The sequence below is a fragment of the Cognatishimia activa genome (assembly GCF_017798205.1).
Lineage (GTDB): Bacteria > Pseudomonadota > Alphaproteobacteria > Rhodobacterales > Rhodobacteraceae > Cognatishimia > Cognatishimia activa_A.
Genome location: NZ_CP060010.1, coordinates 587,104 through 610,199 on the forward strand (window position 1 = coordinate 587,104; position 23,096 = coordinate 610,199).

Annotated in this window: 22 protein-coding genes; 15 read left to right on the forward strand and 7 right to left on the reverse strand. The window is 57.4% G+C overall.

What is annotated here, in order from left to right:
• The first annotated feature begins 79 nt into the window (after positions 1-79).
• The 13 genes from HZ995_RS02765 to HZ995_RS02825 all read left to right on the forward strand — a co-directional run bounded on the left by HZ995_RS02765 (position 80) and on the right by HZ995_RS02825 (position 12,730).
• Positions 80-283, forward strand: a complete 204-nt coding sequence (locus HZ995_RS02765) for a Flp family type IVb pilin (protein WP_209357155.1) — start codon at positions 80-82, stop codon at positions 281-283.
• 173 nt (positions 284-456) lie between these two features.
• Positions 457-1,317 carry a Flp pilus assembly protein CpaB gene (gene cpaB / locus HZ995_RS02770; RefSeq protein ID WP_209357156.1) on the forward strand — a complete coding sequence of 287 codons (861 nt, stop codon included), beginning with the start codon at positions 457-459 and terminating at the stop codon, positions 1,315-1,317.
• Positions 1,318-1,507: 190 nt separating this feature from the next.
• Entirely contained in the window at positions 1,508-2,908 is a 1,401-nt protein-coding gene (locus HZ995_RS02775) for a type II and III secretion system protein family protein (protein ID WP_209357157.1), read from the forward strand.
• Positions 2,909-2,921: 13 nt separating this feature from the next.
• Positions 2,922-3,566 (forward strand): OmpA family protein, encoded by a 645-nt coding sequence (locus tag HZ995_RS02780; RefSeq protein WP_209357158.1) that lies wholly within the window; start codon positions 2,922-2,924, stop codon positions 3,564-3,566.
• A 276-nt stretch (positions 3,567-3,842) separates the two neighbouring features.
• Positions 3,843-5,153, forward strand: coding sequence for an AAA family ATPase (locus HZ995_RS02785; RefSeq protein WP_209357159.1), 1,311 nt, complete (start codon positions 3,843-3,845; stop codon positions 5,151-5,153).
• Between the two features lie 12 nt (positions 5,154-5,165).
• A complete protein-coding gene (locus HZ995_RS02790) occupies positions 5,166-6,605 on the forward strand; it encodes a CpaF family protein (protein ID WP_209357160.1) in 1,440 nt (479 codons plus the stop codon).
• 5 nt (positions 6,606-6,610) lie between these two features.
• Positions 6,611-7,579, forward strand: a complete 969-nt coding sequence (locus tag HZ995_RS02795; RefSeq protein ID WP_209357161.1) for a type II secretion system F family protein — start codon at positions 6,611-6,613, stop codon at positions 7,577-7,579.
• A gap of 9 nt (positions 7,580-7,588) precedes the next feature.
• The gene (locus HZ995_RS02800) at positions 7,589-8,569 is read left to right on the forward strand and encodes a type II secretion system F family protein (RefSeq protein WP_209357162.1); all 981 of its coding nucleotides are present in this window, start codon (positions 7,589-7,591) and stop codon (positions 8,567-8,569) included.
• Between the two features lie 10 nt (positions 8,570-8,579).
• A complete protein-coding gene (locus HZ995_RS02805) occupies positions 8,580-9,155 on the forward strand; it encodes a tetratricopeptide repeat protein (RefSeq protein ID WP_209357163.1) in 576 nt (191 codons plus the stop codon).
• A 34-nt stretch (positions 9,156-9,189) separates the two neighbouring features.
• Positions 9,190-10,038: a tetratricopeptide repeat protein gene (locus HZ995_RS02810; protein ID WP_209357164.1), complete on the forward strand. Its 849-nt coding sequence runs from the start codon at positions 9,190-9,192 to the stop codon at positions 10,036-10,038.
• Positions 10,038-10,523: a prepilin peptidase gene (locus HZ995_RS02815; protein WP_209357165.1), complete on the forward strand. Its 486-nt coding sequence runs from the start codon at positions 10,038-10,040 to the stop codon at positions 10,521-10,523. Before HZ995_RS02810 ends, HZ995_RS02815 begins: the two co-directional genes overlap by 1 nt.
• 148 nt (positions 10,524-10,671) lie before the next feature.
• Complete coding sequence (locus HZ995_RS02820; RefSeq protein WP_209357166.1) at positions 10,672-11,991, forward strand: ATPase; 1,320 nt, start codon at positions 10,672-10,674, stop codon at positions 11,989-11,991.
• A gap of 46 nt (positions 11,992-12,037) precedes the next feature.
• The gene (locus HZ995_RS02825; RefSeq protein WP_209357167.1) at positions 12,038-12,730 is read left to right on the forward strand and encodes a CDP-alcohol phosphatidyltransferase family protein; all 693 of its coding nucleotides are present in this window, start codon (positions 12,038-12,040) and stop codon (positions 12,728-12,730) included.
• On the opposite strand, the gene HZ995_RS02830 is transcribed toward HZ995_RS02825, so the two are convergent.
• From HZ995_RS02830 to HZ995_RS02850, 5 genes are all read right to left on the reverse strand, one after another.
• Entirely contained in the window at positions 12,727-13,182 is a 456-nt protein-coding gene (locus HZ995_RS02830; protein ID WP_209357168.1) for a methylated-DNA--[protein]-cysteine S-methyltransferase, read from the reverse strand. The genes HZ995_RS02825 and HZ995_RS02830 overlap by 4 nt on opposite strands.
• Before the next feature lie 82 nt (positions 13,183-13,264).
• Complete coding sequence (gene ileS / locus HZ995_RS02835; RefSeq protein WP_209357169.1) at positions 13,265-16,201, reverse strand: isoleucine--tRNA ligase; 2,937 nt, start codon at positions 16,199-16,201, stop codon at positions 13,265-13,267.
• A gap of 367 nt (positions 16,202-16,568) precedes the next feature.
• Positions 16,569-17,555, reverse strand: coding sequence for a YcjF family protein (locus HZ995_RS02840; RefSeq protein ID WP_209357170.1), 987 nt, complete (start codon positions 17,553-17,555; stop codon positions 16,569-16,571).
• The gene (locus HZ995_RS02845) at positions 17,556-17,987 is read right to left on the reverse strand and encodes a GNAT family N-acetyltransferase (RefSeq protein ID WP_209357171.1); all 432 of its coding nucleotides are present in this window, start codon (positions 17,985-17,987) and stop codon (positions 17,556-17,558) included.
• Positions 17,984-19,399: a YcjX family protein gene (locus HZ995_RS02850; protein ID WP_209357172.1), complete on the reverse strand. Its 1,416-nt coding sequence runs from the start codon at positions 19,397-19,399 to the stop codon at positions 17,984-17,986. The genes HZ995_RS02845 and HZ995_RS02850 overlap by 4 nt, the downstream gene beginning before the upstream one ends.
• A gap of 153 nt (positions 19,400-19,552) precedes the next feature.
• On the opposite strand from HZ995_RS02850, the gene truA reads away from it, so the two are divergent.
• Entirely contained in the window at positions 19,553-20,335 is a 783-nt protein-coding gene (gene truA / locus HZ995_RS02855; protein ID WP_209357173.1) for a tRNA pseudouridine(38-40) synthase TruA, read from the forward strand.
• A gap of 160 nt (positions 20,336-20,495) precedes the next feature.
• Here truA and HZ995_RS02860 read toward each other — a convergent pair whose 3' ends face one another.
• Positions 20,496-20,954 (reverse strand): hypothetical protein, encoded by a 459-nt coding sequence (locus tag HZ995_RS02860; RefSeq protein WP_209357174.1) that lies wholly within the window; start codon positions 20,952-20,954, stop codon positions 20,496-20,498.
• A 377-nt stretch (positions 20,955-21,331) separates the two neighbouring features.
• Between HZ995_RS02860 and HZ995_RS02865 the strand changes: the two genes are divergently transcribed.
• On the forward strand, positions 21,332-21,913 hold the full coding sequence (locus HZ995_RS02865) for a thymidine kinase (protein ID WP_209357175.1): 582 nt from the start codon (positions 21,332-21,334) through the stop codon (positions 21,911-21,913).
• A gap of 56 nt (positions 21,914-21,969) precedes the next feature.
• Here the strand turns inward: HZ995_RS02865 and HZ995_RS02870 are convergent, their stop codons facing one another.
• Complete coding sequence (locus HZ995_RS02870; protein ID WP_209357176.1) at positions 21,970-23,088, reverse strand: beta-ketoacyl-ACP synthase III; 1,119 nt, start codon at positions 23,086-23,088, stop codon at positions 21,970-21,972.
• Between the last annotated feature and the right edge of the window lie 8 nt (positions 23,089-23,096).

The following is a 23,096-nucleotide window of genomic DNA, read 5'->3' on the forward strand; positions in this document are numbered from 1 at the left end:
AGATCAAAGCGGCCACAGGCCCACCCAGGACGAAGAATTCTCCGCGTAACTATTAAACCTTCTGACGAGGGAGGTCCAAATGGCTAAGTTTTTCGAGCATTTCCTTCGGGACGACTCCGGTGCAATTACCGTGGAATGGGTCGTTTTGACAGCTGGCCTTGTCGGGCTGGCGATTTCGGCGGGCACGATTGTGGAAACAGAAACCAACCAACTGGCAGCTGACATCGGCGCGACCGTACAAGCATGGGACGCAACGACAACAGTCGCAACGCCAAGCGAATAAACAGAATATAAATCCGTTTCAATCTGGCGGATCTGCGCCAGATTTTGGCGTTCTATAACGCATTTCATTCGGCCAAATGGCCTTAAAACCAACCCCCCCTTTCCGTTATTTCGCCACATTCTTCAGGCACCTTGTTTGCGAATGCCTCTGCGGCACTAGAAATGAGGGACCCCATGCGTGGTATTTTTGCAGTCGTTTTGCTTGTCGGTGTCGGCCTTGCCGGTTTCGCCGTCTACATGGCGCAAAACTATATCGAAGGCTATCAACGGGCTTTGGCTCAGGAACGCCAAGCCGCTAAGCCTGCGATCGAAACCGTCGACATCATGGTTGCCAAAGCCACCATGAAATATGGCGAGAAACTCGATCCAGAAAACGTCGTGCTGATCAAATGGCCGAAAAATTCCATGCCCGCTGGAGTGTTCAATTCCAGCGAAGAGCTTTTCCCCAACAATAATTCCGACGCCCGCCACGTTCTGCGTCCGATGGAACCAGGTGAGCCGATCATGGCCATCAAGATCTCTGAGCCCGGCGAAGGCGCTGGCCTGACCACACGTCTTTCCAAAGGCATGCGCGCTTTTGCAATCCGAGTGGATGTGGCCAGTGGCGTGTCTGGCTTCCTGCGCCCGGGTGACCGTGTCGACGTGTACTGGACAGGCTCTGTCCGTGCTGTCCGCGAAGGTGGCAACCGTGACATCACCAAGTTGATCCAAGCCGGTGTGGATCTGATCGCGATTGACCAGAACTCTGACGTTGACGCTGTTGAAGGTACGATTGCGCGCACCGTCACTGTTGCTGTGAGCCCGGCTCAAGTGGCAGCGCTCGCTCAAGCCCAGAACTCTGGCCGTTTGTCCCTCTCCCTCGTGGGCGCGGCGGACGACACCATCGCGCAAACCATCGAGGTGGATCAGAAATCTCTGCTGGGTATCCAGGAAGAAGAACAAGTGGCCGAAGTGGTCGAGGAAGAGAAAGTCTGCACCATCCGCACCCGCCGTGGCGCCGAGGTGGTCGAGATCGCCATTCCCTGCTCAAACTGAGTCATTTCAAACAATTAGCGGGGCGCCAACCACGGGCGCCCTTTGCATTTGAGGCACATGCCACCGATTTCACACATTCAAAACGCAGGAGAAGTCATTGATTCTTGCAAAAAAAGTGAAATTAGCGCATGGTGTTGCCAATCGTGGGCGCAAAGACCCGCAACAGAGGCGTGATCGAGAGGCAGGTCACATGACATATAGAAATATCCTGAAAGCGGCGCTCGTCGGAGCGACGCTGGCGTGTACACCCCTTCTGAGCTCATTCAGTGCAGCAGAAACCCTGCGCGTGATGCGCAATGGAACGGGGTCCCTTCTAAGCGTTCCAATGAACCGCGCCGTGGTCGTAGAAAGCGACACCCCTTTTGCAGAACTTTCCATCGCCAATCCTACGATTGCCGATATCTCGACCCTGTCGGACCGCACGATCTATGTGCTGGGCAAGGCACCGGGCACGACAACCTTGACCCTGCTGGATGCCAGCGGTCGGTTGATCACCAATGTGGATGTGCGCGTGGCCGCGGACATCTCGGAATTCAAAGAACGTCTGCGTCAGATCCTTCCGAACGAGAAGATCGACGTGCGCACCGCGAATGATGGCATTGTGCTCTCTGGGACCGCTTCCAGCGCTCAGAAACTGCAGCGCGCACTTGATCTTGCAGAACGCTACGCGCCAGAGCGGGTCAGCAACCTAATGACGGTTGGCGGCGTTCAGCAGGTCATGCTGAAAGTCCGCTTTGCAGAGATGCAACGCTCTGTTTCTAAATCACTTTCTTCCTCGGTTGCAGTTGGCGGCAATTCGGTGCGCGGCGAAAGCGGCACCTGGCTCGCGGGCGACAACGCTCTTGGCCAACCTCTTGCCATCACAGATGGTGTGGCTGGCGGCATCGCCTTTGAATTTGGCGTGGGCAATGTTCAACTTGGCATCCTGCTTGAGGCACTCGAAGAACGTGGCATGGTCCGTACTCTGGCCGAGCCAAACCTCAGTGCGCTCTCGGGTCAGCAAGCGACATTCCATGCCGGTGGCGAATATCCGATCCCGGTGTCGCAAGACAACGGTACGATTTCGGTCGAATTCAAACCCTTCGGTGTGAGCCTTCAGTTCGTACCGCGTGTTGTCGATGGCGATCTGATCAATCTGGAACTGAATACCGAAGTGTCCGCACTTGATTCCACAAATGGTTTCACCAACGGTACGATCACTATTCAGGCAATCAGCACACGCAAGGCCTCAACCACTGTGGAAATGCGCGACGGTGAGAGCTTTGCCATCGCAGGCCTTCTGCGCGAGGATTTCCAGGACGCAACCAGCCAGTTGCCATGGCTGGGCGACATTCCGATCCTGGGGTCTCTGTTCCGCAGCGCATCCTTCCAGCGCAACCAGTCCGAGCTCGTGATCATCGTCACCGCGCATCTGGTGACGCCAACCATTGGTGAAGCCATCGCATTGCCAACGGATAACGTTAAACCCCCGTCAGAGCAGGATCTTTTCCTACATGGCCGTGTTGTTGGGCGCAGCAAAAAGCCGAAAGGCGCTGCTGCCGAGGTCGCCAAGCAAGACTTTGGCGGATCTTATGGCTACGTGCTGGACTAAGGGGGGCGTGGACATGAAACATCTGATCGCCCTTCCCGCTTTGGCTTTGATCGCAGCTTGCTCGACACCGCAGGACACCTATAGAAACTGGTTCGGAGAGGTCGGTGCAGAACTGGACCGGACCGGGCATTTCGGAGCCGCGACGGCGCATAACACAGCCATCCACAATGGAGACAAGGCCTACGCGATCGATCTGGGCAACCGTTTTGCATCCGAAGTCGATAGCACCGTGACCTTCGCCTTCAATTCGGCGGTTCTCGATGCAGAGGCGCGTGCAACGCTGCGCCAACAGGCGGATTGGATCAAACAATTCCCAGAAGTGCGCTTTAACGTCTATGGCCACACCGATGCGGTTGGCTCGGAAAGCTACAACAAACGTCTCGGCAAACGCCGCGCCAATGCGGTGGTGAACTATTTTGCCAGCCAGGGCATTTCGCGCGACCGCCTGGAGGCTCTGGTCTCCTTTGGTGAAACCCAACCGGTCATCGCGACCCCTGACCGCGAACGCAAGAATCGCCGTACGGTCACCGAAGTTTCGGGCTTTGTCGCTGGCCATCCGAATGTGCTGGACGGGAAATACGCGGCCATTATCTATCGCGAGTATGTCGCAAGCGCGGTGCCTCTGCCGACAGGTGCTGTACCGTCCACCAATAAGTAAACCGTTTTCAAGCGACGGCATAAGTCGCAAAATTGAACTGGACCCGCCTTTTGGCGGGTCTTTTCATTGGTAAACTCGAGTCTGTGACGCACAACCCAAAGGCGAAACAATCACGAAATACCGCAGATATTACCGCATTTATTCGATCTTTTTGCCCAACTTCCGCCCCAGTTCGACGTCAAAAACATCCTGAAGGATGACCATGTCTGCACGAGTCAGACACAGGCAACGCCAATCAAACAACGACAGGCAGCGTCTGCATCTAAGGAATAGGCAATGAAGAGTGGTTTGAAAGTTGAATCTGATCCGCGCCCGATCCTGGCCTGTACGGTCTGTCGGGATGTGCAGAATTTTGACTTGCTCATCGTAGATATGGAAGAAGTCATGGGCGACCAATGGGGCGACCTGGGCTTTTCTGATGCGCTGACATTCTTTGACCAGGCCGAAGCCCAACATCTCGAATTTATCGCCCTCGCCATCGACGATCTTGACGAAGACGAGCCGGATCTGCTGAAACGCGTGGTCATTGAGGCCAAGAAACGCGGCATTCGCACGCTGTTGATCGCCGAAGACGTCACCCCCGCCCTGCTCCACCAGCTTTTGCGCATGGGTGCAGACGAATTCATCCCCTATCCCCCGCCCTCTGGAGAGCTGATGGAGATCGTAGAGACTCTCCGTCATGCGGAAGAGGAAGCCGAAGTGGCACCCGCGCAGCCAGAAGAGCAAGCGCCAACACTCACGGCAGTGCCTGATCCGGAACCCGCAGCGGAACAAGGCCAATCAGTCAACCTGAAAAAAGACGCGCCCGAAGCGCATGGTGTCCTGATCGCCACCCACGGTCTTGCCGGTGGCGTTGGGGCGTCGACTCTCGCCACGAACCTGGCATGGGAAATGGCCACCGTTTCCAAGAAAGACAGCCCTTCTGTCTGCCTCATTGATTTCGACCTGCAATTCGGCTCGGTCTCGACCTACCTCGACCTGCCTCGCCGTGACGCGGTGCTGGAACTGTTGACGGACACCGAAAGCATGGACAGCGAGAGCTTCGGTCAAGCCTTGCAAAAATACGAGGACGCTCTGAACGTTCTGACCTCGCCGACCGATATGGTGCCGCTGGATCTGATCACCAATGACGATGTGCAGCGCGTATTGGACATGGCCTGCCGCCACTTTGATTTCGTCGTGGTCGATATGCCAACCACCATCGTGCAATGGACCGAAGTGGTTCTGCAGGCCGCCCATGTTTATTTCGCACTGACGGATATCGATATGCGCTCGGCCCAAAACACCATGCGCATGAAACGGGCGCTTCAGGCCGAGGACATGCCTTTTGAAAAACTGCGTTATGTCCTGAACCGCGCCCCGAAATTCACCGATCTTGCCGGCAAATCCCGCGTCAAGCGCATGTCGGAAAGCCTCGGCATCTCGATCGAAATTCAGCTGCCGGACGGCGGCAAAGCTATTCCGGCGTCCGGAGACCACGGACAGCCACTGGCGCTTTCAGCGTCCAAAAACCCGCTTCGTCGGGAAATCGCAAAACTTGCAAAGAGCCTTGTGGAGCTCGAAGAAAAATCAGCGCGAGTTGGGTAGAGGATAAAGAGCATGTTCAGCCGCTATAAGAAAGATACCAAGGCCCAGCCAGTCAATGCGACCCCCAAGGCCGCAGCCACTGCGCCAAAGGCAGCCGAGGCAGCGCCAGTTGACGCAACCCTGCGCAAGCCAATGCCGATGGCCCGCGCGCAGGCTCAGGCGTCTGACAAGGACCGCAAGCGCAAGGAACGACTGCAGGAAATCAAACTCGATCTGCACCGAGAGCTTCTGGACAACCTGAACCTTGCTGCTTTGGAAAAAGCATCGGAAAACGAGCTGCGCACCGAAATCGGCGCGATCTCGACCGAAGTGCTTGAAGATAAAGCGATTGTTCTCAATCGTCAGGAACGCAACCAGCTGTTCCAGGAACTTTACAACGAAGTCACCGGCCTCGGACCACTGGAAACGCTTCTGCAAGACGAAAGCGTCAACGACATTCTGGTGAATGGCCCACAACAGATCTTTGTGGAACGCTCCGGTAAGCTCGAGCTGACCGACATCACGTTTAAGGACGAAAAGCACCTGTTGCGGATCATCGACAAGATCGTCTCTGCCGTGGGTCGCCGTGTGGATGAATCCAACCCCTATGTGGACGCCCGTCTGGCGGATGGGTCGCGTTTCAACGCCATGGTGCCGCCGATTGCAGTGGATGGCTCGCTGGTCTCCATTCGTAAGTTCAAGAAAGACAAGCTTGGCATCGACGATCTCGTCGGCTTTGGCGCCTTTTCCGAGGAGATGGCCGCCTATCTGCAAGCCGCCGTTGCGACTCGTCTGAATGTGATCGTGTCTGGTGGTACCGGCTCTGGTAAGACCACCACGCTCAACGCACTGAGTTCCTTTATCGACAACGCCGAGCGGATCCTCACCATCGAGGACACCGCCGAACTTCAGCTGCAACAGACACACGTAGGTCGCATGGAAAGCCGCCCGCCGAATGTGGAAGGCAAGGGCGAAGTCTCCCCGCGCGACTGTCTGAAAAACGCCCTGCGGATGCGTCCAGACCGGATTATCGTCGGCGAGACCCGCGGCGAAGAAGTTATCGACATGCTGCAGGCTATGAACACAGGCCACGATGGATCCATGACCACAATCCACGCGAACTCTGCGCGCGATGGTGTGAGCCGTCTGGAAAACATGATCGCGATGGCCGGTATCGAGATGCCGATCAAGGCAGTCCGCTCTCAGATCTCTTCGGCGGTGAACCTGATCGTTCAGGCCAGCCGCTTGCAGGACGGCACACGCCGCATGACTTCGATCACAGAGATCACCGGCATGGAAGGTGATGTTATCTCGATGCAAGAAGTCTTTAAGTTTCAACGCACTGGCCTGACTCCAGAAAACAAAATCATCGGCCACTTCACGGCCACCGGCGTGCGCAGCCACTTCTCAGAGCGCTTCCGCATGTGGGGCTATGACCTGCCCGCCCATATCTATGAACCGGTTACGGGGTAAGTCAGATGCCAATTAGCCCCGAACTCTTAATCTATGGTTTGATTTTTGTCGGTGTCGTCGTTCTGGTCGAAGGCGCCTATCTGACCGTATTCGGCAAGTCCATCAGCCTGAACAACCGCGTCAGCCGCCGCCTGGACATGATGGAAAAGGGCCAGAAACGCCAAGACGTTCTGGAACAGCTCCGCAAGGAAATGGCAGCCCACGCAAAGACCGGAGGCATTCCGCTCTATTCCCTGCTGGCCTCTAAGGCTCAGCGCGCGGCGATCGCATTTTCGCCGCAACAGCTGATGATGATTATGGGCGTTCTCGCCGGCATGGCCTTTATGGCCATGACCATCGCGACCAACACAGGGCCGATGGTCAACGCAGTGATTGCCGCCGCCGTTGGCGTGGGAGGCGTCTACACTTGGGTCAGCATGAAAGCCAACAAACGTATGGCTTTGATCGAAGAGCAACTGCCCGACGCGATTGAACTGATGGTGCGCAGCCTGAAAGTTGGTCACCCGTTTTCTTCTGCCATTCAAATCGTTGCCAAGGAACTACCAGATCCGCTGGCCACAGAGTTTGGCATGATTGCTGACGAAAGCGCCTATGGCCGCGATGTGGCCGAGGCCCTGAAGGAAATGGCCGAACGTCTGGATATGCAAGACATGCGCTTTCTGGCCGTTGCCGTGGCGATCCAACAGCAATCCGGTGGCAACCTCGCCGAGATCCTCGCAGGTCTGTCCCGCGTGATCCGCGCCCGCTTCCGCCTGTTCCGCCGTGTGAAAGCCATCACCGCCGAGGCGCAATGGTCGGGCAAGTTCCTGTCAGGCTTCCCTGTCGCCGCTTTGATTTTCATCAACGTCAGCGACCCGAACTATTATGACGGCGTGCGCGATCATCCACTGTTCATCATGGGTTGTATCGCCGTGGGCATGTTCCTGGCCGCGAACCTCTTCGTGATGCGCATTCTCACGAACATCAAAGTGTAGGAGTGGAAGATGCCGATTTTTGACACTTTGACCACGATCCTCACCGGTGCTCTCGGCCCCTTTGGCCCGATCATCGCAGTCGGTGTGCTTGGCCTTGGCATCATCGCGGTTGCCATTGTCTTGATGCTCAAAGAGCGCGACGACCCGATGACCAAACTGGCCAACGCCGGTCGCGAAGGCGCGGTGGTGAAGAAACCTGAGACAAAGAAAGAAAAGCTGCGTCGCGCGTCTCCGAACGAGAAACTTGCGAAGTACAAAGCCTTTCTGGAGCCCAAAGACCAAGAAGAACTCTCTTCTGTACGCCTGAAACTTATTCAGGCCGGGTATCAGTCGCAGGACGCAGTGCGCGCCTTCTACCTTGCGCAATTGGCGCTTGGCATCATCGGTTTGATTTTGGGCGTGGCCTATTTCGTGACCGCTCTGGACACTGAAACCGCCACCACGCAACAGACAATCATGTACGTGCTTGGCCCTGGTGCCGCGGGATATTTCCTGCCGAAATACTGGATCACCCGCCGCGTAGAAGCCCGCAAAGAAGAGATCACCTATGGCTTTCCTGACAGTCTGGACATGATGCTTGTCTGCGTCGAAGCGGGCCAATCTATGGACCAGGCCATCATCCGCGTCGCCGCTGAACTGCGTGCCTCATACCCGTCTTTGGCCGACGAATATGAAATCGTTGCCCATGAGATGAAAGCCGGTAAGGACAAATCTCAGGTGCTGACAGATATGGGTGAGCGCTGCGGCGTGCCTGATGTCTCAAGCTTTGTGACCGTGATGAACCAATCCCAATCCTTCGGTACGCCAATTTCCGAAGCCCTGCGGGTGTACTCGGGCGAGATGCGTGACAAACGTGTGATGCGCGCCGAAGAAGCCGCAAACAAGTTGCCAACCAAGATGACCCTTGCCACAATGATGCTGACGGTGCCGCCGCTCTTGATCATTCTGGTCGCGCCGTCGATCGCGAATATTATGAACTTCGGCGGGTAACGGGCACTTTATGACACGGCATTTGGGGACAGGTTCTCTGGCCCCTCTCTTTTTCATCCTGACTTTGGCCGCCTGCGACACTGGCGGCCTTGGCGCATCCAAGGACAGCCCTTTTGCGCCTGATATCGACACGCGCGCCGAGGCCGTGGATCCTTTGCTCGTCGGCCATCGCCTGATGGAAGCCCGCGAGTATGAGCTCGCCCTGAAATCCTATACCCGCGCGGCAGGGCAGCAGGGATTTACCGCCGAGGTGCTTGCGTCTCTGGCCACCGCCAACATTGGCCTTGGTCGATTGGGCCAAGCAGAAACGCAACTGCGCCAAGCGATTGAAGCCGATGAAACCCGCCCGGAAATCTGGAACAATCTTGGCGTCGTCCTCATGGAACGCGGCGAAACCGCCGAAGCGGCGCAGATTTTCCGCAAGGCCTATGCGATGGACAATGGCCAAAGTGACTCAGTTCGGGACAATTTACGCTTAGCGCTCGCAAAATTGGAAAATTCGGCATATGATGGCGAACAATTAGATCAAGAGTTCAAACTGGTGCGTTTGGGCAATGGGGGCTACCTGCTGACCGGCGCGCCATAATTGGACAGGGCAAGAGCAGTAAAGGACGCAGAAAATGCGCCAATTGACCCTTATCGGCCTTGGGCTAAGTGCGACTCTCGCTTTGGCGGGATGTCAAAAGGCGACCGAAGCCGAAGTGGAACGCGCGGTTGAAGCGATCAACGCCGTCGACGAAGCCAATATGAACGACATCATGCTGACCATGGCCGATCCGGCAGAGTCAGTGGCCTATTTCTCGAAGAAAGCCGCCGAAGATCCCAAACGCGTTGATTTCCAACGCGGCTGGGCGATCTCTCTGGTCCGCGCCAAGCGCAGCGAAGAGGCCGTGGCCGCGTGGAAGCGCGTGGTGAAACTGCCAGAGTCCACTCTGGACGATCAGGTCGATCTGGCCGATGCGCTGATCCGTGCCGGGCGTTGGGACGAGGCCGACAAAGTACTGGACAGCGTACCTCCGACGCATGAGAGCTTTAAGCGCTATCGCCTTGAAGCCATCGTTGCTGACAGCAATCAGGAATGGGACAAGGCGGATAGCTTCTATGAGATCGCCGTGGGCCTGACGACCCGTCCTGCGGGTGTTCTGAACAACTGGGGCTATTCCAAACTCAGCCGTGGCGATTTCACCGCCGCCGAACGCCTGTTCATGGATTCTCTACGCAATGATGACAGCCTGTTCACTGCCAAGAACAACCTCGTTCTGGCGCGCGGCGCACAGCGCAACTACACCCTGCCAGTGATCCCATTGGAACAGACTGAAAAAGCGCAGCTTTTGCACACGCTGGCTCTGTCGGCGATCAAACAGGGCGATGTGCAAACCGGCAAAGCGCTGCTGCGCGAAGCCATCGACACGCATCCGCAGCACTTTGAAGCCGCGGTCCGGTCCCTGCGCGCTCTGGAAAGCACCTGATGGAGCTCACACCTTGGGCGGCCAGCTGGTTTCTGCCCTTTGTCACTCCGATCTGCATCTATGTCGCCTATATGGACATGAAGTCCATGCGCATTCCGAACCCATCTGTGGTGGCCCTCTTCGCTGTGTTTGCGATCGTGGGTCTAGTGGCGCTTCCCTTTGATGTTTACCTTTGGCGCTATGTTCACCTCGTGGTCGCGCTGCTCATCGGTATGGGCCTGAATGCAGGTGGCCTCGTCGGGGCCGGAGACGCCAAATTTGTCGCCGCAGCCGCGCCTTTCGTGGCGCTCGCGGATCTCTCCCAGATCGCCCTGATCTTTGCCACAGCCCTTCTGGCGGCATGGCTCGCACATCGGGTCGCCAAGCACACTGCCATTCGTCGGATGTTCCCGGACTGGGACAGTTGGACCATGAAAAAAGACTTCCCTATGGGTTTGGCTCTGGGGCCTACTTTGGTGGTCTATCTGGCGACACCATTCCTTTAACACGTTAAAATAAAAACATATTTTCCAGAGTTGCGGCCAGTTTCGCAGGGTCCGACCGTCTCTCACGTCATTAAAGTTGACACCCAAGCGCCTCATTTTCGCCACGGGACCTGTTCACCTTAGGGCCAAGACTATCTGAGGCCCCAATATGAATATCCAACTCAACGACACGACAGTGACGCCCCCTCCGGCACCCAAACGCATGGAGGACATGCAACTGCCTATCGTTATGATGCGCGATATTCTGATCAAAACCATGTTCCGCAAGAACGTGACGCTGGTCAGCGAAGTGGCCGAGGCGATTTGCCTTCCCGTCGCCGTCACACAAGAACTGATCGATCTGGCGCGTGGTCAAAAATTCCTCGAAGCCACCGGTACACTGAACGCCAACAACGCCAACGAAATGGGCTACCAGCTCACCGACGAAGGCCGCGCCCGTGCGCAGGATGCCTTGGCGCAGTCAGAATACTACGGCGCGATGCCCGTACCGCTGGACATTTATGCCGAGCAGGTGAAACGCCAGTCCATCCGCAACATTCAGGTCACGCGCACGCAATTGACTGACGCCATGGGGCATCTGGTTCTGCCAGATAATCTGCTGGATCACCTCGGCCCTGCGGTCTCTGCCGGTCGCTCGATCCTGATGTATGGCCCTCCGGGGAACGGTAAATCCTCGATCTCTAACGGGATCCGCGACTCTTTGGGCGACAAGATCTTTGTGCCACGCGCTGTGGAATACGCAGGCCAAGTCATCACCGTTTATGACCCTATCGTGCACTCCAAAGCCGAAAGCGAAGGAGAAGGCGAAGACCGGTTCGCCCTGCGATTGCGTCGCGAGTTTGACACGCGCTATGTGCGCTGTGAGCGTCCGACGGTTGTAACCGGAGGCGAGCTGACACTGGACATGCTGGATCTGGTCTATAACCCCGTGGCCCGCACCTATCAGGCGCCGCTGCAACTCAAGGCCGCAGGCGGTGTCTTCATCGTCGACGACCTGGGCCGTCAGCAAGAGCCACCACAAGCGCTGATCAACCGCTGGATTGTCCCACTTGAAGAAGGCCGCGACATCCTCGCGCTGCAATCTGGTGAGAAATTCGAGACACCCTTTGACACGCTGGTGATCTTCTCGACAAACTTCCACCCCAACGAGATCTTTGACCAAGCCGCTCTGCGCCGAATCTTTTTCAAGATCAAAGTCGATGGGCCAAGCCAGGAAGACTTCCTCAAGATCTTTGGCCTCGTGGCACGTGCGAAAGGCCTGCAGCTTGATGAACAGGCGCTCGTCCATCTGATGAAAGTCCGCTACCCCGAGATCAACAACGTCTATGCGAACTATCAACCGGGTTTCCTGATCGATCAGATGATCTCGATCTGCGACTTCGAGGCGATGCCGCGTCAGATGTCGCCCGACCTCATCGACCGCGCCTGGGCGAATATGTTTGTGAAAGACGAGGAAATCACAAAGTAGGGGATCCTCCATTGCGCTAAAGGCGCATTTCGGTCATGACACTTTCATGACACCCCGCATCAAAGCCCTCTCCGTCCATTTGCTCACCGCGTCAGGTGCTGTTTTCGCAATGCTTGCGATGCTGGCCGCTGTAGACGCGAAATGGAGCCTTATGTTCCTTTGGCTCGTGGTGGCCTTTGCGGTGGACGGGATCGACGGGCCTTTGGCGCGGAAATATGACGTCAAAAAGAATGCTGCCGAGTTTGACGGGGTCCTCTTGGACCTCATCATCGACTATCTGACCTATGTGTTCATTCCGGCTTTTGCCCTCTTCAAATCGGGGTTGATGGCAGGCTGGACCGGATGGTTTGCAATCATCGTCATCACCTTCGCCAGCGCTTTGTACTTCGCCGATACACGCATGAAAACAAAGGACAATTCCTTCTCGGGCTTCCCGGGATGTTGGAACATGCTGGTTATAGTGATCTTTGCCATCGAGCCGAATTTCTGGGTATCTCTGGCCTTGGTAAGCCTATTGGCCCTCGCGATGTTCCTGCCCCTGCGCTTTATCCACCCGGTACGCACCGAGCGCTGGCGCGTGGTGTCTCTGCCGATGGCGCTGGCATGGACGGTCTTTGCGGGCTGGGCCGCTTGGGTCGATTTCCACCCGGAAAGCTGGGCGCATTGGGGGCTGATTGTGACATCGGTCTATCTAACCCTCGTTGGCATCGTGCAGCAGATCATCCCCGAGCGCGGCTAGATCAAAAGCCCCGCCGCGCATTCATGGCGCAAGAGCGCGACTTTCGTCTCAACACCCCCTGCTCCGGAAAAACCGGTCAGCTTGCCGCCTGCCCCCATGACGCGATGGCAGGGAATGATGATCGGGATCGGATTGCCACCGCAAGCGCCGCCAACGGGCTGGGCCGAAACACCAAGAGCTTTGGCGATATCGCCATAGGTGACTGTGTCTCCGAAAGGGATCTTGAGCATCTCATCACAGACAGCGCGTTGAAAATCGCTGCCATGGACACGCAAAGGCAGGTCAAAGGCCGTCAGATCTCCAGCAAAATAGGCCGCCAGCTGCGCGACCGCCTCGTCTAGCACGTCCGCATGACCTTGAGGCTCCCCGACCCAATCAAGTCGTGTGATCTCGCCGTTTTCTTCTGTGATGGAAAGACGCCCAACAGGGCTATCGAAACATTGAACCGCCATGGGGGAACTGTTTCAAACGGTTGCCTGAAAGGCAACCCGCGCGGCCCGGCCTCCTCGTTGGGAGCGGGCCGCGCGACGTTCTTTAGAACAGGCCAGCCGCGCGCAACTCACGCAACGCATCCGCATCGCGCAGGGTCACGTCTGGGAAGTCCGCGTCGGTGCCAACCTCAGGCAGGATCTTCCAGGAGCGCTGGCATTTGTTGCCCTCAGCCTTGGCAAAGACCACAGCCACACCGTCCACCTCAGGCAGCGAGAACGCGCCCTCTGGCCCTGCGCCCTCGGTCACAGAGATTGCAGAGGTGATGCAGATGTCTTCGAACTCAACAGACGTCAGCAAAGCCGCTAATTCAGCATCCGCCACAAAGACCTGAGGCGCTGCTTCAAGCGAAGAGCCGATGACTTTATTTGTCCGCTCGACCTCCAGAGCCGCCGTCACAACACGACGTGCAGCCCGGACCTTTGCCCACTTTGCAGCCAGATCGGCATCGAGCCACGCCTTTGGCGTTTCCGGCATGTCGACCAGATGGATCGAGCTGCCCTCTTCAGGGAAACGCTCAAGCCAAACCTCTTCCATGGTAAAGACCAGGATCGGCGCAAGCCAGGTGGTCAGACGCTCAAACAGGATATCCATGACCGTCCGCGCAGAACGGCGGCGCAGCGTGTTGCCGTCACAATAGAGCGCATCCTTGCGGATATCGAAATAAAAGGCCGACAGATCCACAGTCGCAAAGTTGAAGATCGCGGAATAAACCCCTTGGAAATCAAAGGCCTGATAGCCCTCGCGGACCTTCACATCGAGCTCTGCGAGGCGATGCAACACCCAACGCTCGAGCTCTGGCATCTCGGCAGGATCCACCCGATCCTCTTCGGAGAAATTGCCCAGAGCGCCCAGCATATAACGCATGGTATTGCGCAACCGGCGATAGCCATCGGCCACGCCTTTCAGGATCTCTGGCCCGATCCGCTGGTCTGCGGTGTAGTCGGTCTGCGCCACCCAAAGCCGCAGGATATCCGCGCCATATTGCTTGATGACTTCCTCAGGCACGATGGTGTTGCCGAGGGATTTGGACATCTTCATGCCCTTCTCATCCAGCGTGAAACCATGGGTCACAACATTGCGATACGGCGCCCGGCCCTTCGTACCACAGGCCTGCAAGAGTGATGAATGGAACCACCCGCGATGCTGGTCAGTGCCTTCCATATAGACATCGGCAATGCCGTCCTCGGTGCCATCTTCGCGGTCGCGCAGAACGAATGCGTGGGTGGAACCCGAGTCAAACCACACGTCCAGCACGTCATAGACCTGCTCATAATCCGCTGGGTCTACGATGCCGTCCAGAACCTTGCCCTTAAAACCATCGGTGTACCAAACATCCGCACCATCTGCGTCAAACGCGGCCACGATGCGCGCGTTGACCTCTTCGTTGCGCAAGAGGAAATCCGCATCGGTCGGCAGAGCGCCCTTCTTGGTGAAACAGGTCAGCGGCACACCCCAAGCGCGTTGACGGGACAGAACCCAGTCAGGCCGCGCTTCGATCATGGAATAAAGACGGTTGCGGCCGGTTTGCGGCGTCCATTTCACCAGCTCGTCAATCGAACGCAACGCGCGCTCACGGATCGAGGTGCCCATCTCGTCCTGACCATCGCCCACAGTGCGGTCGACGCTCGCAAACCACTGCGGCGTGTTGCGATAGATGATCGGAGCCTTCGAGCGCCAAGAATGCGGATAGCTGTGTTTGATCTTGCCACGCGCGAGCAACCCGCCGACTTCAACCAGTTTGTCGATCACGGTCTTATTCGCGTCGCCTTCGCCGCCCTTGCGGGACAGGATGTATTTCCCACCAAAGAACGGCAGATCCGCGCGGAAAGAGCCATCGTCCATCACGTTATAGGTGATGACTTGTTCAAGCATGCCGAGGTCACGGTAGAGTTCGAATTCCTCCATACCGTGAGACGGCGCGCAGTGAACAAAGCCTGTGCCTTCGGTGTCAGTCACGAAATCGGCCGCACGGAAATCGCGAATGTCATCCCATTCGCCGTTGCTGCCCTCAGCGCCATTCAGCGGGTGGGTCAGTCCGATGCCTTCGAGATCAGACGCAGAAACATCCGCAACGCGTGTCCATTGATCGTCCTCAAGACGCGCGCGCTTGAACACATCCGCCGCGAGATTATCAGCCAACAGATATTTATCGCCAACATTGGCCCAGCATTCCTCTGGCGTTCCGGTGACCTCATAGAGGCCATAGGCGATATCCGCGCCATAAACGACGGCTTTGTTCGAAGGGATCGTCCAAGGCGTCGTCGTCCAGATCACCACCTGAGCGCCGGCGAGCTTGTGATCTGTTGGCTCCGCCACCTTAAACTTCACCCAGATCGTGAAGCTTTCTTTGTCGTGGTACTCAACTTCAGCCTCTGCTAGAGCAGTCTTTTCCACCGGAGACCACATCACAGGCTTAGACCCCTGATAGAGCGTGCCGTTCATTAGGAACTTCATGAATTCCTCGGCAATGACCGCCTCGGCATGATAGTTCATCGTCAGATAAGGATCGGCCCAATTGCCGGTGATCCCGATGCGCTTGAATTCCTCGCGCTGGATGTCGACCCATTTGTCGGCAAAGGCACGACATTCCTGACGGAACTCGACCACGTCCACCGCATCTTTGTTTTTGCCCTTTTTGCGGTATTGCTCTTCGATCTTCCATTCGATCGGAAGACCGTGACAATCCCAACCCGGCACATAGCGGCTGTCAAAGCCCATCATCTGATGGGAGCGCACGATCATGTCTTTGATGGTTTTGTTCAGAGCATGGCCGATGTGCAGATGTCCGTTCGCATAAGGAGGGCCATCGTGCAGCGTAAACGGCTTACGGTCTTCTTTCTCGCGCAGGCGGTCATAAACGCCGATCTTCTCCCATCGCTCCAGCCATTGGGGTTCACGTTTCGGCAGGCCTGCGCGCATGGGGAAATCGGTTTTCGGCAGGCTCAGGGTATCTTTGTATTCAGGTGTATCGGCGCACATTGGGGGCGTCCTTTAGGTCGTCTGATCTTTGGAATTCATGAGGGTCGGCGTGGGGGTCCATACGCCTTGTCCCGGCGGCTCAGCTTGTTAGAGCGCCGGGCATATAATTCGAATAATGATCGCACGAATATATGTCATCGCGGGTCTTATAGGCTGGGCTTTCGCGGGGGTAAAGCGGGTTCTGCGGGGCACACCCCCGCCGCGCCAAAGCTGGGCCGAAGGGGAAGCGGCGGGACGGTGCAATTTGCCACTTTATGTCTGCCAAACCCGCGCGACCTTGCGAGCTGCGCCAAGATCAGCCCAAAAGCTGCCCCTGCGGGTCGGGCCAGCTTTGGCGCGGCGGCCTGCGGGTTTGTTCCGCGCTGTGTTACTTGTTGAAAAGACCAGCCAGCGCGCTTTTTACGATTTGCCCCGTGCGTGGCCCTTTGCCTTTGTCAAATGGCAACGGCCGGCAGACCTCCATCGCAGCCACCCCAACCCGTGCGGTCAAGGCGCCGTTCACAATACCCTCACCAAACCGGCGTGAGACTTTGGACAGGATCGATCCGCCTGCAACGGACCCGATCAGGTCATCCCCAACGGCCACGGCACCGGTCGCCACCAGATGCGTCATCACGGCTCGCGTCAGTCGCCAATTGCCCAGGGTGCCAGACCGCCCCGCATAGATCTCGGCAATCCGCCGGATCATGCGCAGGTTTGCGACCAATGCCGTCAAGACATCCGCCAAAGCCAACGGCACCAGCGCCGTCACCGTCGCGACCTGGCGCGCGGCGGCTTCGACCTCTTGCTGGGCGGCCTTATCCAACGGCGACATCAAGTCCTGATCAACCACCGCGAACACGGCAGAGGCGTCAAAACTGTCCGCCATCCTTTCTTTCATCCGCGCGCGGCCCCAAGCGGTTTCCTCACGCCGCCCATAAAGACGTGCAAGATCCTCCGCGGCCGACTTGGCTGCGGCCAGATCGTTATCCGCCAAGGCCGCCTCGGCCCGAGCATGCAGCCGATCCACGCGACCAAGGCTTGCGAAGGCCAATAGCTCTTTGCCCGCGATCAAAACGCAGACCACGACAAACAGGGCGATCAATCCAGTGACCGCATAGCCCAACATCGGTGTCGTCGCGATCAGGCCCAGCACTGCGTTATAGGCCGTCAGGGACACCGCCGTGACGAGCAAACTCAGCAAGAGCCCCCAAAACCAGCGCGCCAGTCGCGACGGTCGGCGAGTCGCCAGTTTGACGACGCTCTGCATGACCTCTCCCTGCGGCGTGTCGATTACATCAGGCACCTGCGGCGCGTCGGCGACTTGGGGTGTGTCTTCATCAAGTTCAATCAGAACAGGTTTATTTTCAGCCATTTAGAGCCTTCTCCATTCCAATTGCACATCCGGCAATTTCTCGTCCGTCTGTTGCCCATCCGTCCTCGAAACCTCGTGAAACCCATGCGCCGCATAGAACCTGCGCGCTCCGAGGTTGTCTTGAAAGGTCCATAAAGACAGATCATCCCGCGAAGCCTGCGCGTCGCGTACTAAAGCGGCCCCTGCCCCGCGCCCGCGGAAGGGCTGCGCCACATAAAGCGCGTTCACCTCAGCCTCGTTGCGCGCGATGAAGCCAACAACACTATCGTCTTCGATCACCCGAACCCAACCGCGTTCAATCATCGTCGCGCAAAACCCTCGGTCCTCATCGGCCGAGTGCAATCGAGGCATCCAAGGCGTCGTTTCAACAAATTCCGTCAGGATCGCGCCGGTTGCCCGCGCATCCTCTGGCGTTGCCGCGCGGATCCTCATAGCCGGTCCCCCAGCAGAAACTGCGCGGCCTGATCGAGCCGAATATGCGGCGGCCCAAAACCTGGCTTCAACGACAATTTTGCGGGTGCAAAGCTCATGATCTCATAATCGCCATCCAGCCAGGTACTGTCGCCCTTGCGTGCTGCGGACAAGAGCTTTGACGGATCTTCCGGCAACTCTCCGGGGTAAAAGGCTGCTTGTTTGCCCCCATCCAGCAAAGTGCCACGCACGCAATCCAAATCGCGCCCAGCATGGCGCATGGTTTCCTCAACCGTGGCCCGCAGCGCTGCAATCGACATAGCATCGACCTTGGCTCCAGCAAACTTCGCCCGATCCTGCGCGTCGCGCGTCAAAGCGCCCATAATCGCGGTCAGTCGCCCATGCTGACGATGGTGCAGATGATCGGCCTTAGTCGCCGCAAACAGAATGCGCTCGACCCGTTTACCCATCAGAAGACGGCTCAGAAACGCATTCCGACCGGGGCGGAAGCTCGCCAAAATATCCGCCATCGCGCGGCGCATTTCTTCGACCGCCTGAGGGCCGCGATTGATCGCGCCCAAGGCATCCACCAGCACCACCTGCCGGTCAATTCTCGCAAAATAATCGCGGAAGAAAGGTTTAACGACCTTGGCCTTATAGGCCTCAAACCGACGCTCCATCTCGCGCCACAAAGCGCGGCGTGGCGCTTTTTCGACCAATGGCAAAGGTGCGAAGGTCAAAACCGGAGACCCGGCGAGGTCTCCCGGCAACAAGAACCGCCCCGGTGTGCAATCATAATACCCGGCATCGCGCGCGGCGTTCAGATAGGTCGTGAAGCCTGCGGCCAAGGCCTGCGCTTTGGGTTCTTCTAGCGCAAGGGCTGCGTCGGTTTCGGATACCTGCGCCAAATAATCCGCGGCCTCTGTGCGATCCGCGATCCGTGACAGAACCTGCTCGGACCACTCTGCATAGCTGAGATCCAGCAAAGCCAGATCCAAGAGCCACTCGCCCGGGTAATCCACGATATCAACATGCACCGTGCGCGGGCTTTGGAAACCGGACAAAAGCCCCGTGGGTTGCACTTTGAACGACAAACGCAACTCGGACACGGCGCGGGTGCTTTCGGGCCAATGCGGTGCCTGCCCGGTCAGCGCTGCATAGTGGTTTTCATAATCAAACCGCGGCACCGTCACATTCGGTTGCGGTTGCAGATAGGTCGCCACAATGCGCCCGTCTGAGGCCGCCTTGAGCTGCGACATCCGGCCACGGTCCAATAGGCTCGCGACCAGTGACGTGATGAAGACTGTCTTGCCCGAGCGCGCAAGACCCGTGACGCCCAGTCGAATAACCGGCTCAAACAGAGCCTCGTTTAACCCGTCGCCGACGGCCTCTACCCGCCGCGTGACCTCATGTGCCAGATCCGTAAAGACCACATCTGCCCTTTCATTTGCTATGGAAAACCTATGGGGCCCAGAGGTGCATTTCCATAGGCAGCCGGCAAAGCGCGGCGGGAAAAGCACAGAAATTTCCCCATCGCGGCCCCTGAGTGGGATTGAAGCTACGCCTTTGGACGGCTATGGGCAGGCATGGTTCGGATCGCTCTTAAAGTCGAATATCACGGCGCGCCCTTTGCTGGGTGGCAACGTCAGGCCGATCAGCCCTCGGTGCAGGGTGCGATTGAGGCTGCTTTGGCCAAGCTTGAGCCCGGCCCCCATACCATAGCTGCAGCGGGTCGGACGGATGCCGGCGTGCATGGTCTGGCGCAGGTCGCGCATTGCGATTTACAGAAGGATTGGACACCGTTTCGCCTGTCTGAGGCCTTGAATTACCATCTAAAGCCCGATCCCGTTTCCATCGTGGATGCCGCCATCGTGGACGATGACTGGCACGCGCGGTTTTCTGCGGTCGAGCGCCGCTACCTGTTTCGCATCCTCATGCGCCGTGCGCCTGCGACCCATCAGGCAGGGCTCGTTTGGCAAATCAATCACGCACTGGACATTGACGCCATGCAAGAGGGCGCAAACCACCTCTTGGGACACCACGATTTCACCACCTTCCGCTCGTCGATCTGTCAGGCTGCGAGCCCGGTGAAAACGCTGGATGAGTTGCGTATTGAACGGGTTGAAATGCCTTGGGGCGCAGAAGCGCATTTTCACGTGCGCGCGCGGTCTTTCCTGCACAATCAGGTGCGCAGCTTTGTCGGCACATTAGAGCGCGTGGGTGCTAGGTCTTGGGCACCCGACGATGTCAAAGACGCACTCGACGCCAAGAATCGGGCCGCCTGCGGTCCGGTTTCACCGCCACAGGGGCTCTATTTGGCTGGCGTTGGCTATCCGAAGGATCCTTTCGGAAACTTTGTGGACAAGTAGGCCAATAGGTCTGACCATAAATCGCAAATACCTAGGGGAATCCCGCAATGACTCGCTGCATTTTATGTGCAAATCTTACCTTACGGAAGCAGTCAGTGCGTCATACCCACAGAATTTAGGCTGGCACCCCGGTGGCTGAATATATCGGGGGCTTCCGACTTTAGCCCGCCTCGTCTTCCAAATGCAGCTTCATGTCGATCAGAACCTGCTGTAGGGCGAGGGTTTCCTTCAAAAGCCGTTTTGCTTCATTGATCGTGATCACACCGTCTTCAATGGATTGGTGATACTCAGCCATCAACATCGCAAAACGTTGGCTCAAGGCAATCACATCAGTGCTCACCCCGCCGGACTTTTCCTGATTGCGGCGACGCTCGTCAAATGAGAGGGAAATCCCCTTCAGCTCGGCCAAGGCCGAAGTCACATGAGGGTAGGACGACGCTTCTTCTAAAGCAGCGACGGCGTCTACTGGCATAAAGCGATCCGAGTGCTCGTCGTGGTCGCTGTAGTAGCGCCCTAAAGTCGCTTTGGACTTGCCGGTCAGATCGCAAGCAGCCTCGATCCCCACATCTTTGACGAGGGCCTCCGTGTGTTTCTTCAGATAACTGCCGACGCTTGCCATGATGAACCCTTACTGCCCAAACCCCGGCTTCTTTGCCTTAGGGGAAATCGAAATGTCTTTTCCCATTATTGGGTTTTCGGGGATTTGTCATCCTCAGGTTATCGCAGACGCGGCGGAAAGCAGGTGGCTCAGCCCAATCGACCCCCGAGACACGCTTTTCGTCCAGGTGCGTATTCCTTTTGAGGCGCCTCGGGCAACGAAAGGAATCGCGGCTGTCGCGCGATTTATCCGGGTGGGGGTGTTCATCCCCAGGGGCCTGTCCCCACCGCCCTGCCCGGGTGCGATGCTCGACAGAGTCGGGGCGGTGTGACAGCCACCGTCCCGGCGCTCTGTTTCTGGCTTGATTTTCGCGGTCAGGCGGGCTTATCAGCAGAGCTATGGCAAAGCTTTATTTCCAATATTCGACCATGAACGCCGGTAAATCGACGGTGCTCTTGCAGGCCTCGCATAACTATCGCGAACGGGGGATGGAGACCTATCTTCTGACCGCCCGCTTTGATGATCGGGCAGGCAAGGGGCGGATCGCCTCGCGAATTGGGATTGGGGAGGATGCGGATACCTTCGACGGCGACACTGACATGTTCGCCAAGATCGAAACGCGCCTGCGTGCGGGCAGCGTGGCCTGCGTCTTTATCGATGAGGCGCAGTTTCTGACAAAGGACCAGGTCTGGCAACTCGCCCGAGCCGTAGATGACCTGCGCGTGCCGATCATGTGTTACGGGCTGCGCGTTGATTTCCGAGGAGAGCTGTTTCCGGGCTCAGCCGCCCTTTTAGCACTGGCCGATGAAATGCGAGAAGTCCGCACGATCTGTCATTGTGGAAAGAAAGCCACGATGGTCGTGCGACGCGGCGCAGATGGGAAAGCCATGACCGACGGCGATCAGGTGCAAATCGGTGGCAACGAGACCTATGTCTCGCTGTGTCGTCGGCACTGGCGCGAAGAAATGGGTGACTCCTAGGGGCTTTGCCCCTAGGCCTGACGGCCTCACCCCAGAGTATTTTCGGCAAGCTGAAACTAGGCGCGCTCGACCAGGACCGAACCCACGGAATAACCTGCACCAAAGGAACAGATGACACCTTTGTCGCCTGGCTGCATGTCGTCGCTGTATTTTGAGAAGGCAATGATCGAGCCCGCCGAGGATGTATTGGCGTAGTCTTGCAGGATGTTGGGTTGCTCGCCCTCCACGGGCACGCGGCCAAGGACTTTGCGGCCGATGAAGTCGTTCATCGATTTGTTGGCTTGGTGCAGCCAGAGGCGCTTGAGGTCATCTGCAGACGCACCCGCATCGGCGAGATGCCCTTGGATGTGGTTCACGACCAGTGGCAGCACTTCTTTGAAAACCTTGCGGCCGTTCTGCATAAACTGCATGTCACGGCGGTCTTCCATATCCGTATGCGAGCGGCGCAGATAGCCGTTGTTGTTGCGAATATTGTTGGAGAACTGCGTCGCGCATTTGGTGGAATGCACTAGGAAATGCGCGCCTTTGGCTTCCTCGGCCCGTTCGATCACGGTCGCTGTGCAGACGTCTCCGAAGATGAAATGGCAATCGCGGTCACGCCATTCTAGGTGGCCCGAGCAGATCTCGGGGTTCACAACCAATGCGCATTTGACCGATCCCGCGCGGATCATATCGGCAGCCGCTTGCAGGCCGAAGGTGGCCGAAGAACAGGCGACGTTCATGTCAAAGGCAAAGCCCCCTGCCCCCAAAAGGTCTTGAATTTCCACAGCAATCGCCGGATAGGCGCGTTCGTGGTTCGAGGCTGCGCAGATCACAAGATCCACCTCTTCGGCAGTCCGCCCCGCCTGCGCGAGTGCCTTATTGCACGCGTCAATCGCCATTTCCGCCATGATCCCCGGCTCATCGTCAGAGCGCGACCTAAGCTTTGGGAACATGATGTCCGGATTAAGGATGCTCTCCTTTTCCATCACATAGCGCTGCTCAATCCCGCTGGCGCTGAGGATGAAATCGGCGCTGGAATGTGCGATGGCCTCGATGTCGCCCGATGCAATCGCCTCGGCATTCTCGGCGTTAAACTTGTCCGCATAGGCGTTAAAGGCCACGACAAGTTCGTCGTTGGTGATGATCTGGTTGGGCGTGAAAACGCCGCTTCCGGTAATGGCTGGCTGGTGCATGTGGCCTC